Annotated in this window: 15 protein-coding genes and 1 pseudogene; 8 read left to right on the top strand and 8 right to left on the bottom strand. The window is 68.8% G+C overall.

Features of this window, described 5'->3' with window-relative positions; genetic code table 11:
• Positions 1-602: 602 nt before the first annotated feature.
• Positions 603-2,024 (top strand): transposase, encoded by a 1,422-nt coding sequence (locus tag ACJ73U_RS22340; RefSeq protein WP_407779627.1) that lies wholly within the window; start codon positions 603-605, stop codon positions 2,022-2,024.
• 251 nt (positions 2,025-2,275) lie between these two features.
• Here ACJ73U_RS22340 and ACJ73U_RS22335 read toward each other — a convergent pair whose 3' ends face one another.
• Positions 2,276-3,661, bottom strand: coding sequence for an FAD-binding oxidoreductase (locus ACJ73U_RS22335; RefSeq protein ID WP_407779626.1), 1,386 nt, complete (start codon positions 3,659-3,661; stop codon positions 2,276-2,278).
• A 158-nt stretch (positions 3,662-3,819) separates the two neighbouring features.
• On the opposite strand from ACJ73U_RS22335, the gene ACJ73U_RS22330 reads away from it, so the two are divergent.
• Entirely contained in the window at positions 3,820-4,794 is a 975-nt protein-coding gene (locus ACJ73U_RS22330; RefSeq protein ID WP_407779625.1) for an alpha/beta hydrolase, read from the top strand.
• 74 nt (positions 4,795-4,868) lie between these two features.
• Positions 4,869-5,540, top strand: a complete 672-nt coding sequence (locus ACJ73U_RS22325) for a DedA family protein (protein ID WP_407779624.1) — start codon at positions 4,869-4,871, stop codon at positions 5,538-5,540.
• Positions 5,541-5,542: 2 nt separating this feature from the next.
• Here the strand turns inward: ACJ73U_RS22325 and ACJ73U_RS22320 are convergent, their stop codons facing one another.
• Positions 5,543-5,950, bottom strand: coding sequence for a VOC family protein (locus ACJ73U_RS22320; protein ID WP_407779623.1), 408 nt, complete (start codon positions 5,948-5,950; stop codon positions 5,543-5,545).
• 189 nt (positions 5,951-6,139) lie between these two features.
• Here ACJ73U_RS22320 and ACJ73U_RS22315 point away from each other — a divergent pair, with 189 nt between their 5' ends.
• Positions 6,140-6,880, top strand: a complete 741-nt coding sequence (locus ACJ73U_RS22315) for an SDR family oxidoreductase (protein WP_407779622.1) — start codon at positions 6,140-6,142, stop codon at positions 6,878-6,880.
• Here the strand turns inward: ACJ73U_RS22315 and ACJ73U_RS22310 are convergent.
• On the bottom strand, positions 6,877-7,902 hold the full coding sequence (locus ACJ73U_RS22310) for a glycoside hydrolase family 76 protein (RefSeq protein WP_407779630.1): 1,026 nt from the start codon (positions 7,900-7,902) through the stop codon (positions 6,877-6,879). The two genes, ACJ73U_RS22315 and ACJ73U_RS22310, sit on opposite strands and share 4 nt — an antisense overlap.
• A gap of 314 nt (positions 7,903-8,216) precedes the next feature.
• On the opposite strand from ACJ73U_RS22310, the gene ACJ73U_RS22305 reads away from it, so the two are divergent.
• The 3 genes and pseudogenes from ACJ73U_RS22305 to ACJ73U_RS22295 all read left to right on the top strand — a co-directional run bounded on the left by ACJ73U_RS22305 (position 8,217) and on the right by ACJ73U_RS22295 (position 11,453).
• The gene (locus ACJ73U_RS22305) at positions 8,217-10,391 is read left to right on the top strand and encodes a molybdopterin oxidoreductase family protein (RefSeq protein ID WP_407779621.1); all 2,175 of its coding nucleotides are present in this window, start codon (positions 8,217-8,219) and stop codon (positions 10,389-10,391) included.
• 168 nt (positions 10,392-10,559) lie between these two features.
• Positions 10,560-10,790, top strand: a pseudogene (locus ACJ73U_RS22300) (helix-turn-helix domain-containing protein); the annotation flags it as partial.
• Positions 10,791-11,453 (top strand): DUF5753 domain-containing protein, encoded by a 663-nt coding sequence (locus ACJ73U_RS22295; protein WP_407779629.1) that lies wholly within the window; start codon positions 10,791-10,793, stop codon positions 11,451-11,453.
• Positions 11,454-11,485: 32 nt separating this feature from the next.
• On the opposite strand, the gene ACJ73U_RS22290 is transcribed toward ACJ73U_RS22295, so the two are convergent.
• Positions 11,486-11,686 (bottom strand): DUF397 domain-containing protein, encoded by a 201-nt coding sequence (locus ACJ73U_RS22290; RefSeq protein WP_407779620.1) that lies wholly within the window; start codon positions 11,684-11,686, stop codon positions 11,486-11,488.
• A gap of 65 nt (positions 11,687-11,751) precedes the next feature.
• Between ACJ73U_RS22290 and ACJ73U_RS22285 the strand changes: the two genes are divergently transcribed.
• Positions 11,752-12,501, top strand: a complete 750-nt coding sequence (locus ACJ73U_RS22285) for a BTAD domain-containing putative transcriptional regulator (RefSeq protein ID WP_407779619.1) — start codon at positions 11,752-11,754, stop codon at positions 12,499-12,501.
• Positions 12,502-13,191: 690 nt separating this feature from the next.
• On the opposite strand, the gene ACJ73U_RS22280 is transcribed toward ACJ73U_RS22285, so the two are convergent.
• Genes ACJ73U_RS22280 through pyrE form a run of 4 tightly spaced genes read right to left on the bottom strand, consistent with a single transcriptional unit; the run spans position 13,192 to position 15,440 of the window.
• Positions 13,192-13,845: a TrmH family RNA methyltransferase gene (locus ACJ73U_RS22280; protein WP_407779618.1), complete on the bottom strand. Its 654-nt coding sequence runs from the start codon at positions 13,843-13,845 to the stop codon at positions 13,192-13,194.
• Complete coding sequence (locus tag ACJ73U_RS22275) at positions 13,788-14,180, bottom strand: DUF2784 domain-containing protein (RefSeq protein ID WP_407779617.1); 393 nt, start codon at positions 14,178-14,180, stop codon at positions 13,788-13,790. Before ACJ73U_RS22275 ends, ACJ73U_RS22280 begins: the two co-directional genes overlap by 58 nt.
• A 21-nt stretch (positions 14,181-14,201) precedes the next feature.
• Complete coding sequence (locus tag ACJ73U_RS22270; protein WP_407779616.1) at positions 14,202-14,843, bottom strand: LemA family protein; 642 nt, start codon at positions 14,841-14,843, stop codon at positions 14,202-14,204.
• Positions 14,844-14,885: 42 nt separating this feature from the next.
• Positions 14,886-15,440, bottom strand: a complete 555-nt coding sequence (gene pyrE / locus ACJ73U_RS22265) for an orotate phosphoribosyltransferase (RefSeq protein ID WP_407779615.1) — start codon at positions 15,438-15,440, stop codon at positions 14,886-14,888.

Here is a 15,440-nt window from a genome sequence, read left to right as displayed (position 1 = left end):
GCCGGGAAGCCGGGAAGCCGGGAAGCCGGGAAGCCGGGAAGCCGGGAAGCCGGGAAGCCGGGAAGCCGGGAAGAGGATCTCACTCCGTCGCGAAAGTGACGGAAGCAACCCGAGTCCGTTGCAAGGTGACGAAGGCGACCCAAGCCCCGTCACCAAAGTGACGAAGCCGAACCCAGACCCGTCGCCAAAGTGACCAAGCCGAACCCAGGCCCGTGGCCAAAGTGGCGAAGGCGACCCAAGCCTCGCGCCCAAGGTGACCGAGCCGAGCCCAGGCCCGTGGCCAAAGTGGACGGAGGCGACCCAGCCCCGTGGCCAGGGTGGCGAAACAGACCTCCCCCCAAGGCAGTTCGGTGGTGGTGGCGGGGGCAGGGCAGGCAGGCGCCAGCCTGCCCCCGAAAGGGTCTGCCCAGGGCGGCGGAGGCTCGCGGGTCAAGGGTGGAGCGAAGCGACATCGGGCGAAGCCCGACGCCGAAGGCGCCCTTGACGCGTGAGCTTGTGTTTTAACCTGGTGGGGGTGGTGGTTGGGGTCGGGTGATCATGGGTGCAGCCCTTGGTTGATCATTCTTCTTGTCTAGGGAAGAAGATCGACGACAAGGGCTGCGGTGATCAGTGTGCAGGATGTGTCTCGTGCTCGCTTGGCCGGGTTGGCGGAGTTGGCGGGGTTCCGGTGCGGGTTCTACGCGTGTTTGGCTGCGCGGGCGGATGTGTTGTTCGAGTTGACGGATGCGGTGTTGTGTGCGGACGGGCCGGTCACCTCGTTGGTGGAGTTGTCCTTGGTGCCCGAGCATCGCCGTGGTCACGGTGCCTTGTATGACGGGCTGGACCGGGGGCGGATCGACGTCGGACGGTTGCGTTACGCGATCGCGGCGTGTCCGATCCCGCGTGATCGAGCGGGCCGGATCGTGTTAGCGGTCGATGTGTCCGCCTGGCTGCGTCCGGACGCACCCACCAGCGCTGACCGGTCCTACTGTCATGTCTCGGCACGGGGTAAGGGACAGTCCCAGATGATCCCGGGCTGGCCCTACTCGTTCGTGGCGGCGTTGGAACCAGGTCGCACCTCCTGGACCGCGTTGCTAGACGCACAACGACTCACCCCCACCGATGACGCCACCATGGTGACCGCGACCCAGGTCCGGGAGGTGATCACTCGACTGCGGCACGCCGGCCACCACGACGAGGGTGATCTGGACGTGCTGGTGGTGTTCGACGCCGGCTACGACCTGCCCCGACTCGCCTACCTACTGACCGACCTCCCGGTCGAGGTACTCGGCCGGCTGCGGTCAGACCGCACGTTCCGCTTCCCACCACCCCCACCCACCAAACGAGACGGCACACCCGGCCGCCACGCCGGCCGACCCCGTGTCCACGGCCCGGAGTTCAAACTGCCCGACCCCACCACCCAACCCCCACCCGAGTACCACACCACCACTGACACCACCCGCTACGCACCGCCCACGCCCACGCCTGGTCCCGGCTCTATCCCTTCCTGGCCCGTCGAGACGGCTGGCGCGACCACACCGGCCCACTGCCGATCATCGAAGGCAGCATCATCTGCCTCACCGTCGAACGCCTACCAGGAACCCGAACCCCCAAACCCGTGTGGCTCTGGCACTCCCACCCCCACCTCACCCACACCGACGTGGACCGGCTCTGGCAAATCTTCCTGCGCCGGTTCGACCTCGAACACACCTTCCGCTTCCTCAAACAAACCCTCGGCTGGACCCGACCCCGCGTCCGCACCCCCGACCAAGCCGACCGCTGGACCTGGCTCATCCTCACCGCCCACACCCAACTCCGCCTCGCCCGCCCACTCACCCAAGACCTACGCCGCCCCTGGGAACAACCCCCCACCGAACCACACCAACTCACCCCCAGCCGCATCCGCCGCGGATTTCGCCGCCTCCACCGGAAAACCACTCAACCCGCCACCGCACCAAAACCCTCCCACCCCGGCCCAGGACTCCCACCAGGCTCCTAATACAACCAACCCGAACCCCACCACACAATCGGCAAAGGTTAAATAACAAGGTGAGTCGCCGCCCGTAAAATACCGCCACCACCACCGAACACCAAGGACGCAGCGCGCACCACGGCCCACCCAAACCCCGAGACCACAGCGCACACCACCGAACCCGAGACAAAGGCGTACACCACCAAACCCCCAGCACACAACCAAAAAGCAGAGCCACCCCAAGGACACGGCTAAAAAGCAGGACCACCGACAACGAACAAGCCACGAGAACGACGGCCACAACCATCGCCCCTCACGGCAAGCTCACGACATCGAGAACATCGACCCAGGATTAAAAAGATTCCCCGGGTCCAAAGCCGCCTTGATCGCCCGATGAGTACGCATGGCAACAGGCCCGATCTCCCGCTCAAGCCACTCTCGCTTGATCTTCCCGATGCCGTGCTCGCCGGTGACCGTCCCCCCGAGCGCCAACCCAGCCGCCAGAATGTCGTTGAACGCGACATTCGCCCGCGAGAACTCGTCCTCCGACGCAGGGTCGTAAACGATCGTCGGATGCATGTTGCCGTCCCCGGCGTGCCCCACCACCGCCACCCGCAACCCGACCTCCGCGGAGATCCGCTCGCACGCCGCGATCAACTCGGCGATCCGAGTACGGGGCACGCAGACATCGTCAGTCATCCACGCGCCGTAGACCTCGAGGGCGGTCAGCACCGCGCGACGAGCGGCCAACAGCATCGACCCCTCAGCCGGGTCGAACGTCGAGTGCACCAGGTCCGCGCCGACATCCGTGCACACCTGCTCGATGGCCCGCAGCTCCTGCCGTCCCGCCTCCCCGCCGGCATCCGACTGGCAGATGAGCAGCGCCGCGCATCCCTTCCCCGCCCCCAACTCGGTCCTGAGGTGCGCCTCGACAGCGGCGATGGACGTGGCGTCCATGATCTCCATCAACGACGGCACGATGCCCTCACGAACAACCCGGCTCACCGCCGCCCCAGCCGTCTCCACCGCCGAGAACGCCGCGACGAGAGTGCCGGGTGCCTGCGGAAGGGGCCGCAGCGCGAGAGTCGCCTGCGTGATCACCCCCAGCGTCCCCTCGCTCCCCACGAAGAGCTTCGTCAGGTCGTACCCGGCCACGCCCTTGACCGTCCGCCGCCCGGTCCGGAGCAACTCCCCGTCCGCAAGCACGATGTCGAGCCCCAACACGGAGTCGGTGGTCACCCCGTACTTCACACAACAAAGCCCGCCGGCGTTGGTGGACAGGTTCCCGCCGATCGTGCACCAGTCGTAGCTCGACGGATCCGGTGGATAGAACAGTCCGTGCTTCTCCACCGCACCACGTAGGTCGAGGTTCACCACCCCCGGCTGCACCACCACGAGCCGGTTGTCCGGATCGATCTCCACGATCTCGTTCATCCTGGTCAGAGCCAGGACGACACACCCCTTGATGGCATTGGCGGCCCCGGACAACCCGGAGCCGGCCCCTCGCGGCACGATCGGCACCCCCGCGGCCGCACAGGCGCGCACGACGGCCTGCACCTCCGCCGTACTCCTCGGCAACACCACGGCCCGGGGCCGGCCGTGGGGAGCCAGCGGCATCATGTCGCGCTGGTAACTCTCGGTGACGTCCGGGTCCACGAGCACCGCGCCATCGCCAACAGCCGCACGCAGCTCGTCCTCGAGAGTGCTCATCTCACCACCGTAACCGCACATTCGAGCCAAATTCGAGTCCCTCGACCAACACTTGAGCGGTGCTTGTCGACATCGAACCGAGATCCATTGTTGGCAGAGATCGCTTACAGTGATTGACAGGTCAATGATGACTGAGCAGGAGGGGTGGGGGTGCGACGATGCGGCCGACCGTACCCACGAGTCCCAGTGTGCAGAGCCGTGCGCTCGCGCAACTGCTCATGACCGGTCTTCGACCCATCGGCGACCGGATGAGCATCACCAGTTGGCCCCAGCGGCGGGTCGTGCGCGAGGCGTTCGACACCGTCGGGCTCACCCCGCTGCCCCGCGGCACCCGACTCACTCCGGTGACGGACGGTGACATTCGAGGTCTGTGGCTCACCGGCCGGGGTGCCGATCAGGCGAACGGTGTCGTGCTGTACCTGCACGGCGGCGGCTTCGTGTTCGGGTCCCGGCGGACGCACCGGCACCTCGCCGCGGCCCTGTCGGTCGCGACCAGGCGGCCCGTGCTCCTCGTGGACTACCGGCGGGCGCCGGAGAACCCCTTCCCGGCCGCGGCCGACGACGTCCTCGCGGCCTACCGGTGGCTGCTGAAGACCGGGCACACGCCGGAGAGCATCACCGTCATGGGTGACTCCGCCGGCGGACACCTGACCGCCGGGCTGCTCGCGGACCTGCGTCGCCGCCGGATACCGATGCCGGCCGCCGTGGTCATGTTCTCGCCGTTCCTCGACCTGGGCTGCGCCGAGGTGGTCGAACGCGACGCGGTGCGGCGTGACCCGTTCGTGCCACCCCAACGGGCGATGGAGTGCGGCCGCAGTTACGCGGGAAGGCACCCGTTGAGCCACCGGCGGCTCAACGTGCTCGGCGCGAGCAAGCGCGGGTGGCCACCGGTGCTGATCCAGGTCGGCGACACCGAGTGCCTGCTCGGCGACTCCGAACGGATGGCCGAGAGCATCAGATCCGCCGGTGGGCACTGCGAACTGCAGGTGTGGCCGGGCCAAGTGCACGTGTTCCCGGCGTTCTACCACCTGCTCCCAGAGGGACGGGCGGCCATCAGGTACGTCGGCGACTTCGTGCGCGCCAACGCGACCACTGTGGTCACGGAAGAGGACGTCGTCGCCACCGCCAGTTGACACGCCGGTGGAGATCGGGCGAATTCGGGCACGTTCGGCGTACGTCCGAGAAGGGGCCACGTAGGCTACCTGTCGTGAGTTCAGTGGCTGAGGCGAGCGCGGTGGCTGCCAACGTGCTCGAATCCGCCGGGCCCGTGATGGTGTGGATCATCGTGCTCGGGTTCGTGTTCACGGAGTGCGCGTTCATCATCGGCCTCTTCCTGCCGGGTGACGTCCTGCTGTTCGGGGCGGGCGTCGTCCTGGCGGAACACGACGCGGACCTGCAGGCGTGGACGCTGTCGGTGGTCGCCCTGGTCACCGCCGTGGTCGGCAACATGGTCGGCTACTACATCGGCGCCAAGGCGGGCCACACGCTGATCGCGCGGCGGGGCGGCCGGGTGCTGAACGTCGAGAACCTGACCAAGGCCCGCGACTTCCTCGACCGGCGCGGCCTCTGGGCGATCATCCTGGCGAGATGGATCCCGTGGATCCGCACGCTGGCGCCGCTGATCGCGGGCGCGGCCAAGATGGACAATCGCCGGTTCCTGCTGGCCACGACCATCGGCGGGCTGGCCTGGGTGCCCACGCTGGTGCTGATCGGCTACTACGGCGCGGGCCTGCTCGACGACATGCCGTGGCTCAAGGCCGTGGCGCTGTGGGGCAGCATCGCGTTCTTCGTCATCGGAACCGCGTACGGCGTGATCCGGTACCGGCAGGAGATGCGCAAACCGCCGGAGCCGGCCATCGTAGCCGCCGCCAACGACTGACCTCAGGCCTCCCGGGCCCAGAGCACCAGTTGGATGCCGTCGGGATCCCGCAGCGAGATCACCGCTGTGCCCGGTGCCGACTGCTCCTCGGTGATCGGCGAGAAGGTCACGCCGTGCTCGACGAGCCGCTCTGTCCACTCCGCCAGACACGTGCGGTCCGGCACGGAGAACGTCAGGTGGTCCAGACCTGGCCTGCGCTCGTCGAACAGCAGGTACTCGGACACCGGGTGCTGGACGAGGGTCAGCGTGATGCCGAAGCCGGGACCCCGTAAGAACGCCTTGCGCATACCGGAGGCCGACTCGTCCTTGCCGATCGACTCGAACCCCAGCACCCGCTCGTACCACGGGACGCTTCGATCGACGTCGGTGACGGTGAGCGCGACATGGTGAACACCGGTCAGCGTGGGCATCAGAGTCCTTCCCGACCCGAGAGGTGGCGGGCCGCCTCAGCCATACTGCCGCAGCGCGCCGACAAAACCCCGCCCGTTATCGGATCTTCTACATGCCGCAACCACCTCAGCAATCACCGTTCGTCATCACGTACGGCCACGATCACGTAAGGAGGGAACCCCGTCACACCTCAGTGGGACGATGCGCCCGTGACGGGAGTACTCGTGGTGACCGGCGGCAGCAGAGGGATCGGGGCGGCCGTGTGCCGGGCGGCCGCGGCACGCGGCTATGACGTGGTCGTCAACTACGCATCGGACGAGGCCGCCGCGCGGGACGTGGTCGGCGAGCTCACCGGCGTGCGGGCCGTCGCGGTCGGCGCCGACGTGTCCGAGGCGGACGACGTGGCCCGGCTGTTCGACGCGGCCGCCGCGCTCGGCCCGCTGGTCGGGCTGGTGAACAACGCCGGGGTGACCGGCAACACCCCGGGCCGGTTGGACGAGCACGAGCCCGAGGTCGTGCGCAGGGTGCTCGACGTCAACGTGACCGGGGTGTTCCTGTGCGCCCGGGAGGCCGTGCGGCGGATGTCCACCCGGTACGGCGGACGGGGCGGGGCCATCGTGAACGTCTCCTCGACCGCGGCGCACCGAGGTTCACCCGGTGAGTGGGTGCCGTACGCGGCGAGCAAGGCCGCGGTCGAGACCATGACGCTCGGCCTCGCCAAGGAGGTGGCCGCCGAGGGTATCCGGGTGAACGCCGTCGCACCCGGCCTGGTCCACACCGACCTGCACGCGGCGGCCGGCATGCCCGACCGGCCGGACCGTCTCGCCGCCGTGATCCCGATGGGCCGGGCCGGCCGGCCGGAGGAGATCGCCGAGGGCGTCGTGTGGCTGCTGTCGCCGGCCGCGTCCTTCGTCACCGGCGCGGTCCTGCCAATCAGCGGCGGCTTCTAGGAGCGCTCCAGCAACGCCGCCGCCTCCAGGACCATCCAGCCGGACAGCTGCACCGACAGGTCGCGCTCGACCCGCCGGTGCGCCGGCGAGCGGGGCACGCGCGCCGGCTGCGACCACTCCGGACCGAACAGCGGACCCGACGGCGCGAGCGCCCGGTTCCGCCACGCCGCCTCCGCCGACCCGACCACCAGCTCCCGCGCGACAGCGGCCGCCGGCGAGTCCAGCCGCAGCGCCGCCTGGGCCAGGTAGCGGGCGAGGATGCCGGCGAACAGGCCCCCGTCGCCACCGCCCCGGCCGCGGACGACCTTGTCGTCGTTGAGGTGGGCGGCCACCGCGTTGATCGTGCGTTCGGCCCGCCGCGTCCAGACGCCGGACGTGTCGCCATCGGCCAGCTCGACGCACGCGCCGAGGTAGACACCCTGGCAGTAGGTGTAGGTGACCTTGACGATGTCCTTGATGGACCCGTCCGGCTCGACGTACACGCCGTCCCACAGCAGGCCGGTGGCCGGGTCGACCAGGACCTGCGCCATCCACTCCGTCAGGGACCGGGCCCGCTGGCGGTCGGCCCGCTCCCCGCCCCGCGTGGCCCAGCGGGCGAACAGGATCGCGGCCGGCCCGTTGGCGGGCACGTTCTTGAAGTTGTCCTTGCGCCGCCACCAGATGCCGCCACCACCGTGGTCGGTCCACCCGGCCCGCAGCTGGGCGGCGATCCTGGTCATCGCCGTGCGGATCGACACCTCCTCGCAGTCGCGCGCCCGCATCAGCGCGAGACCCAGCCAGGCGATGTCGTCGTAGTAGTCGTTGGTCCACGAGCCGAGGTTGCGCACCCGGATGCCGCGGACGAGCCGGCTGATGGTGCCGGCGCGGGCCGGGTTCGGCTGGCGTTCCTGCGCGTCGACCAGGCAGTCCAGCAGGTGCGCCTGCCACCAGTAGTTCCAGTGGCCGTGCAGGCGGTTGCCCATCGACTGCGGCCACCCCGCGACGCCGAGCCGCGTGCCGGGCAGGGCCCACACCCGGCGCATGTGCCTGGCCAGGACGGCGCGCTCCGCCACCGCCGCCCGCGCGCTCCAGAGGGAAGGCGAGCTCCCCGGCGGGCTCTGCGCGGAGTCCAGGCGCTGCGTCACCTCTCCATCGTGCGTTCTTGATCGATTAGGATGACTCGCCCGGAAGAGTGATGTCATCCTTCCGGTGCCGGATAGCGTGGATCTCCATCGTCGATATCCGAGATATCCTGAGGTGACCGAAGGGGTGGTGCGCGGTGACCCGCCAGCCCGTCAGACTCGTCACCGATATCTGACGTCGAATTCTGTCACCCTGCTGTGTCACAGTTGGGGCCATGACCACAGCACCGGTGACCTGTCCGTTGTGCGAGGCGACCTGTGGGTTGTCGGTGACGTTGGAGGGCGGGCGGGTAGCCGGGGTGCGTGGGGACGACGCCGACGTGTTCTCCCGCGGCTTCGTCTGTCCGAAGGGCGTGTCGCTGGGTGCGTTGCACCACGACCCGGACCGGTTGCGGCGGCCGCTCGTGCGGCGGGGCGGCGAGCTGGTCGAGGTGAGCTGGGACGAGGCGTTCGCCGTCATCGACGAGCGGCTGCCGCCGCTGATCGCCGAGCACGGACGGGACGCGGTCGCGGTGTACGCCGGGAACCCCTCGGTGCACAACACGTCGACCGTGCTGTACGGACCGGTGTTCTACAAGGCGCTGAACACCAGGAACTTCTACACGGCGAGCACCGTCGACCAGCTGCCCAAGCACTTCTCGGCCGGGCACATGTTCGGCCACCCGCTCACGATCCCGGTGCCGGACCTCGACCGCGTCGACCACCTGCTGATGCTCGGCGCCAACCCGCTCGTGTCCAACGGCAGCCTGATGACCGCGCCGGACGTGCGTGGCCGGCTGCGGAAGCTGCGCGAGCGCGGCGGCAAGCTCGTGGTGGTCGACCCCAAGCGGTCCCGCACGGCCGAACTGGCCGACGAGCACCACGCGATCCGGCCGGGCACGGACGCGTTGCTGCTGTTCGCGCTGGTGCGGACCCTGTTCGCGGAGTCGCTGGTCACCCTGCGCGACCTGCCGGTCAACGGCGCCGACGAGGTCCGCGCGCTGGCCGAACCCTTCACCCCCGAGGCGGTCGCGGTCCACACCGGACTGGCCGCCGACACGATTCGGGAGATGGCCCGTGAGCTCGCGGCCGCCGAGCGGGCGGCGGTGTACGGGCGCATCGGCACCACGACGCAAACGTTTGGCACCCTCGCGAGCTGGCTCATCGACGTGCTCAACGCGCTGACCGGCAACCTCGATCGCGAGGGTGGCGCGATGTTCCCGCTCGCCGCGGCCGGGCAGGCGAACGCGCGACCCGCGAAGAACAGGCGCGGGTTCCGGACCGGCCGGTGGCACAGCCGGGTGCGCGGCCTGCCGGAGGTGATGGGCGAGCTGCCGGTGGCGACGCTGGCCGACGAGATCCTGACGCCGGGCGACGGCCGGATCCGCGCGCTGGTCACGGTGTGCGGCAACCCGTGCCTGTCCACGCCGAACGCGGGCCGGCTCGCGGAGGCACTCGAACAGCTGGACTTCATGGTCTCGGTGGATGTCTACCTCAACGAGACCAGCCGGCACGCGGACGTGGTCCTGCCGGGGCCGACACCGCTGGAGCGCCCGCACTACGATCTGGCGCTGTACCAGCTGGCTGTCCGCAACGTCGCGAACTGGACGCCGGCCCTGCTGCCCACCGACGTCCCGCAGGAGTGGGAGACGCTGCTGCGCCTGACCGGCGTCGTGATGGGCATGGGGACGTCGCCCGACCTCGCCGCGCTCGACGACTTCGTCGCGAACCAGCTGGCCGAGCGGCACGGCGTCGAGCCGGGCGACCGGCGCGGACCGGCGCGGCTGGTGGACATCATGCTGCGCGGCGGCCCGTACGACCTGACGCTGGCCGACCTGGAGGCCGCGCCGCACGGCATCGATCTCGGTCCGCTCCGGCCGCGCCTGCCCGAGGTCCTGACCACGCCGTCGGGCCGCGTTGAGCTGGCGCCGCCGGCGGTCACCGCGGACGTGCCCCGCCTGGCGGCCGCGCTGGCGGCGCCCGTGCTCGGCGACCTGCTGCTCATCGGCCGGCGGCAGCTGTCGTCCAACAACTCGTGGATGCACAACCTGGAACCGCTGGTGCGCGGCTCGAACCGGTGCACCGCCCAGGTGCACCCGGACGACGCGGCCCGGCTGGGCCTGGTCGACGGCGCCACGGCCGTGGTCCGCTCGCGTGCCGGCAAGATCGAGGTGCCCGTGGAGGTCACCGACGCCATCCGACCGGGTGTCGTGAGCATCCCGCACGGCTGGGGCCACGACGTGAGCGGCACTCGCACATCCGTTGCACGTGCACATGCAGGTGTTAACATTAACCTTCTGGTCGACGACCACCTGCTTGACACCCTCTCCGGCACGGCAGCGCTGAACGGGATCCCCGTCGAGGTCGAGCCCGCCCGAGTGGCCGCTGTTGTGCGCCCCGAATCGGGCTGAATCACATTGCATCACCGGTGACCTCTGGTTCACCAGATCTGCGCAGTTCATCCGATCGGGTGATACACCCACGCCTGAGGAGTCTCACGCATAGTCTTGACATTCGTCAGACAAAACTGATCTGATTTGCATCAGATCGAATCAGCTCGGTTCATCCCCGGTCCTCGGATGACGGGAGGGTTCACAGCTTTGATCGACGCCTCGGGTGGGTTGGGGCCGCCGCCGACCGGAAGGGAGCGGTTGGCGGGGGAGCTACGCCGCCTGCGCGACATCGCCGGTGTGTCCGGCCGTGATCTCGCGCAGCGCATCGGCATCAGCCAGTCGAAGGTGTCCCGGATCGAGTCGGGCACTGTCGTCCCGTCCCTTCCGGAAGTCACGGCCTGGGGAAAGGAGCTGGGAGTGTCCGTCGAGACGCAGGGGCGGCTGACGGCATTGACCGAGGCGGCGTACAGCGAGGTGCACCCGTGGGGGGCGGCGCTGCGACGAGGCAATCTGCAGGACGGCGTACAGGACCAGGAGTCCACGGCGACGCGTATCGCAGTGTTCCAGCCGTCCGTGGTGCCGGGGCTGCTCCAGATCGCGGAGTACGCGCGTCGCGTGATCGCCATGTTCCACCGGCAGTACGCGGAGAGCGACCCGGCGGCTGAGCTCGCGAGCAGGCTGCAGCGCCAGCTGGCGCTCTACGACACGGACCGCGAGTTCGAGTTCCTGATCACCGAGGCGGCGCTGCGCTGGCGGCCGGGTCCCGTCCAGCTCTTGTTGCAACAGCTGGACCGCATCGCGTCGATCAGCTCGCTCGAGAACGTGTCGGTCGGACTGATCCCGTGGAGTGCGGAGGCCCTCACGCTCAGCACGCACGCCTTCGTGATGTACGAGGACGAGCAGCGGCAGTCGTGGGTGACCGTCGAGACCATTCACGCCGACGTGCGGGTGGCCGCGCCGGAGTACCTGGAGATCTACCGCTCGCGTTGGTCGTTGCTTCGGAAGGCGGCATTGTTCGATGCAGATGCACAGGAATTCCTGAGCAGCATTGTCGATGACGTCCGCAACGGTCCGGTCTAGGTAAACGACGGACGCGCGCCCGGAAACGGCCCCTAATCCCCGGCCAGCATTCCGTCGGCGAACGCTTCCCACCCTCGCCGGGTGAACAGCAGCACCGGACCGTCGGGATCGTTGGAGTTCCGCACGCCGATGACCTCGGTTCTCGTCACCTCCACGCAGTCACCGCCCTCGCTGAAGCTGCTCTTGGCGAAGGTGGCGTGCGCCCGAATCCAGTTCTCCAATTGGCCGTCCATGTGTCAATAAAAACCGAAGGTGAGAGATGGCGAAAGAGGTCAGCTTTCTTTCTACCAAAACTGTCATGTTTCACCTCTACGGCCCGGTCCGCGCGGTCCACGGCGACACCCGGCTCGGCCTCGGCACGGAAAAGGAGCGCCGCATGGTGGTCCCGCTCCTGCTGAGCATCCGACGCCCGGTGTCCTATCTGGAGCTGTCGGACTGGATGTGGGACGGCTCCCCCACCAGCGCCCCGGACGACCTGGGCCGCTACATGGGCGACTTCCGTAACCGGCTCACCCAACTGGGCCTGCGCGGCGCCCTCGTCAACCGCGACCGCGTGTGCCGCCTGAACATCGCGCCGGACCAGGTCGACCGCCACTGCCTGAGCACCCTGCTTACCGAGGTCGACCAACTGGACGACCAAACGGCGGCCACCCGCCTACGCGAGGCACTGACCCTGTGCGCCGGCGAACCACTGGCCGGCCTGTCCGGCCACCGGATCGACACCTGCCGCCAAACACTCCTGGAGGAAAGGCGCCGCGCGGAGATGACCCTCATCCGCGTGGACTTCCGCCTGGGCCGGGCGGTCCACCGCCTCCCGGACCTGATGCGCCTGTTCCGCAACCGCCCGGAAGACACCGCCGTCGCCACCCTGACCATGCAGGCCCTGGCCACCGCCGGCCGCCAGGCCGAAGCCCTTGCCGTCTACCGCCGCTGCTGCGAACGCCTGGTCGAACTGGGCATGAAGATCCCACCCCAGATGTCCGACCTACACCAACAAATCCTCCGCGACGAACCAGCGGTGGAACGAGAGCTGGAAACACATCGCTGACCGGGAGCCGGCCTTTCTGGGGGTAGGCCGGCTCTCGGTCAGCCGCCTTACCAGGGCCGGCCGGGGGACGCTGGGGAATGAGCTGTTGCGCAAAGGTGGGAGCTGGGAGGCCACCGACCAGGGAACAACGACGACCAAGGTGACGAACGCGCCCAAGCTCAGTTGCCAAGGTGACGTAGGCGACCCAAGCCCCGTGGCCGAGGTGGCGAAGGCGACCCAAGCCCTGTCGCCAAGGTGACGGAGCCGACCCAAGCCCCGTGCCCAAAGTGACCGAGCCGGACCCAGACCCCGTGGCCAAAGCGGCGAAACAGACCTCCCCCCAAGGCAGTTCGGTGGTGGTGGCGGGGGCAAGGCAGGCAGGCGCCAGCCTGCCCCCGAAAGGGCCTGCCCAGGGCGGCGGAGGCTCGCGGGTCAAGGGTGACGGCCGCCAGGCCGTCATCGGGCGAAGCCCGACGCCGAAGGCGCCCTTGAGGCGTGAGTCGCCGCCCGTACAATCCCGCCACCACCACCGAACACCTAGGACGCAGCGCGCACCACCAAACCCACCAAACCCCAGCACACAACCAAAAGCAGAGCCACCAAACCCCGAGGACGAAGGCCACCACCCACAACCAAAGCCGGCGATCAAAGACCAACACCAGCCCAACACCAGCACCACCAAGCACCCAAGCACCAGCCCAACCAGCACGACTACCAAGCCGCAGAGAGATCCGCATGCTCGCGCACCCAGGCATGCATCACGATCCCCGCGGCAACCCCAGCATTGATCGACCGAGTAGACCCGAACTGCGCGATAGACACAACCTGATCAGCCCGCTCACGAGCATCCCCGGTCAACCCAGGCCCCTCCTGCCCGAACACCAACACACACCGCCGAGGCAGGGACACCGTCTCCAACCGCTTCGCGCCGGGCGTGTTGTCCACAGCCACCACCGCCAACCCAGCCCCATCAGCAAAGGACAGCAACGACCCCATATCCACATGGTGGTGCACATGCTGGTAACGATCAGTGACCATGGCTCCCCGCCGGTTCCACCGCCGGCGACCCACGATGTGCACGGCACGGGCGGCGAACGCGTTGGCGGTCCGCACAACGGTCCCGATGTTGTGGTCGTGCTGGAAGTTCTCGATGGCGACGTGGAAGTCGTGCCGCCGCGCGTCCAGGTCGGCGACCACCGCGTCACGACGCCAGTACCGGTACGCGTCGACCACGTTGCGCCGGTCGCCCTCGGCCAATAGCACCGGGTCGTAGCGCGGGTCGACAGGCCACTCACCGGGCCAGGGCCCTACACCGACGGGCTCGCCGAACTCCCACTCGGTTGGACCGGGCTCCTCCTCGGCCACCGCTTCCACGCTCCCACGTACGACACGATCACGACCACGATCGCCCCGACACCGACGACCGGCAACAGCCCGCGCGGGACGATCGAGCCGTAGATGTAGTACTCGTTGAATCCGCCCGGCAACGGTCCGAGCCCCTGCATCCCGCGGAACCAGTTTTCCAGAGCGGTCAGCGGGCACTGGAGCGGCGTCACGTTGACGATCACGCCCCACGCCGCGAAGAACACGTGCACGAAGACGGACCTCGGCCAGCGCCAGGCCAGGAACCCCCCTAGACCGATGTACAGCAGCGCCGCGAAGTGCACACCCACCGTGACGTCGGTTAATAACCCCGCCATGCCGCCACGCTAACGGAAAATCTACGTCTGCGCCGGTGGGTTCGGCGGCGGTTGGATTCCGATCGGCGGGGTCGGCGTCACCTGGTCGAAGGCACCGGCCAGGGTGGGCGCGGCCCGCACCTTCGGGTCGTCGACCTCGTAGTACTCCTTCTTCTGGAACTTGCCGAAGTTCGCGACCATGCTCGACGGGAACGTGTCGAAGCGGGTGTTGTAGGCCCGCACGTTCCCGTTGTAGAACCGCCGGCCCGCCGCGACGCGGTCCTCGGTCTCGACCATCTGCTGTTGGAGCTGCAGGTAGTTCTGGTTCGTCTTCAGGTCCGGGTACTGCTCGGCGACCGCGAAGAAGTTCGACAGCGCGCCGTTGAGCGCCTGCTCGGCATGACCCTGCACGGCGGGGCCGGCGCCGTGCGCGGCGACCGCCTGTGTGCGGGCCGAGACGACCTGCGCCAGCGTCTGCTGTTCGAACCGCGCCGACGCCTTGGTGACCTCGACGAGGTTGCCGATGAGGTCGTGCCGCCGCTGCAGCTCGACGTCGATCTGCCGCCACGACTCCTCGATGGTGTTCCGCTGCCGCGCGAACCTGTTGTACATCGAGATGAACGCGCCGACGGCGATCACGAGGATCGCCACCACTACCACCAGGATGATCAGTACCGCGGTCACGGGACCGAGGCTATACCGCGGCCGGCCGTCCCGTGGAGCAACTCACAAACCGAGGTCTTCCTTGTCCAGCAGGTAGCGGTACGGGAGGCCTCGCGCCTCGATCGCCTCACGCGCGCCGGTGTCCCGGTCGACGACCGTCGCGACGCCGATGACGCGGGCGCCGGCCTCGGTCAGCGCGTCGACCGCCTTGAGCACGCTGCCACCGGTGGTGGAGGTGTCCTCGACGGCGAGCACCGGCTGGCCGGCGACCTCGATGCCCTCGATGCGGCGCTGCATGCCGTGTGCCTTGGCCTCCTTGCGGACCACGAACACGTCGAGCACCTCGCCGGCCGCCGCGGCCGCGTGCATCATCGCGCAGGCCACCGGGTCGGCGCCGAGGGTGAGGCCACCGGCGGCGCAGTAGTCCCAGTCGGCGGTGAGCTGGCGCAGCAGCCGGCCGATGAGCGGCGCCGCGGCGTGGTGGAGGGTCGCACGGCGGAGGTCGACGTAGTAGTCGGCTTCCTTGCCGGACGCGAGCGTGACGCGTCCGTGTACGACGGCGAGTTCGGTGACCAGGCGGGCCAGTTCGCCCTTCGCGGAGAGGTCAAGGGTGCGCAC

Origin of the sequence: Actinophytocola sp., assembly GCF_045807065.1 — a bacterium.
GTDB lineage: Bacteria > Actinomycetota > Actinomycetes > Mycobacteriales > Pseudonocardiaceae > Actinophytocola.
This window is presented reverse-complemented; position numbering and strand designations above follow the sequence as displayed.

Excerpts from the sequence above, each read along its gene's own strand:
- ACJ73U_RS22285 (WP_407779619.1), top strand. The coding sequence starts at position 11,752 with ATGTTTCACCTCTACGGCCCGGTCCGCGCGGTCCACGGCGACACCCGG.
- ACJ73U_RS22305 (WP_407779621.1), top strand. The coding sequence starts at position 8,217 with ATGACCACAGCACCGGTGACCTGTCCGTTGTGCGAGGCGACCTGTGGG.
- ACJ73U_RS22310 (WP_407779630.1), bottom strand. The coding sequence starts at position 7,902 with ATGCGCCGGGTGTGGGCCCTGCCCGGCACGCGGCTCGGCGTCGCGGGG.
- ACJ73U_RS22275 (WP_407779617.1), bottom strand. The coding sequence starts at position 14,180 with ATGGCGGGGTTATTAACCGACGTCACGGTGGGTGTGCACTTCGCGGCG.
- ACJ73U_RS22320 (WP_407779623.1), bottom strand. The coding sequence starts at position 5,950 with ATGCCCACGCTGACCGGTGTTCACCATGTCGCGCTCACCGTCACCGAC.
- ACJ73U_RS22330 (WP_407779625.1), top strand. The coding sequence starts at position 3,820 with ATGCGGCCGACCGTACCCACGAGTCCCAGTGTGCAGAGCCGTGCGCTC.
- ACJ73U_RS22335 (WP_407779626.1), bottom strand. The coding sequence starts at position 3,661 with ATGAGCACTCTCGAGGACGAGCTGCGTGCGGCTGTTGGCGATGGCGCG.
- ACJ73U_RS22290 (WP_407779620.1), bottom strand. The coding sequence starts at position 11,686 with ATGGACGGCCAATTGGAGAACTGGATTCGGGCGCACGCCACCTTCGCC.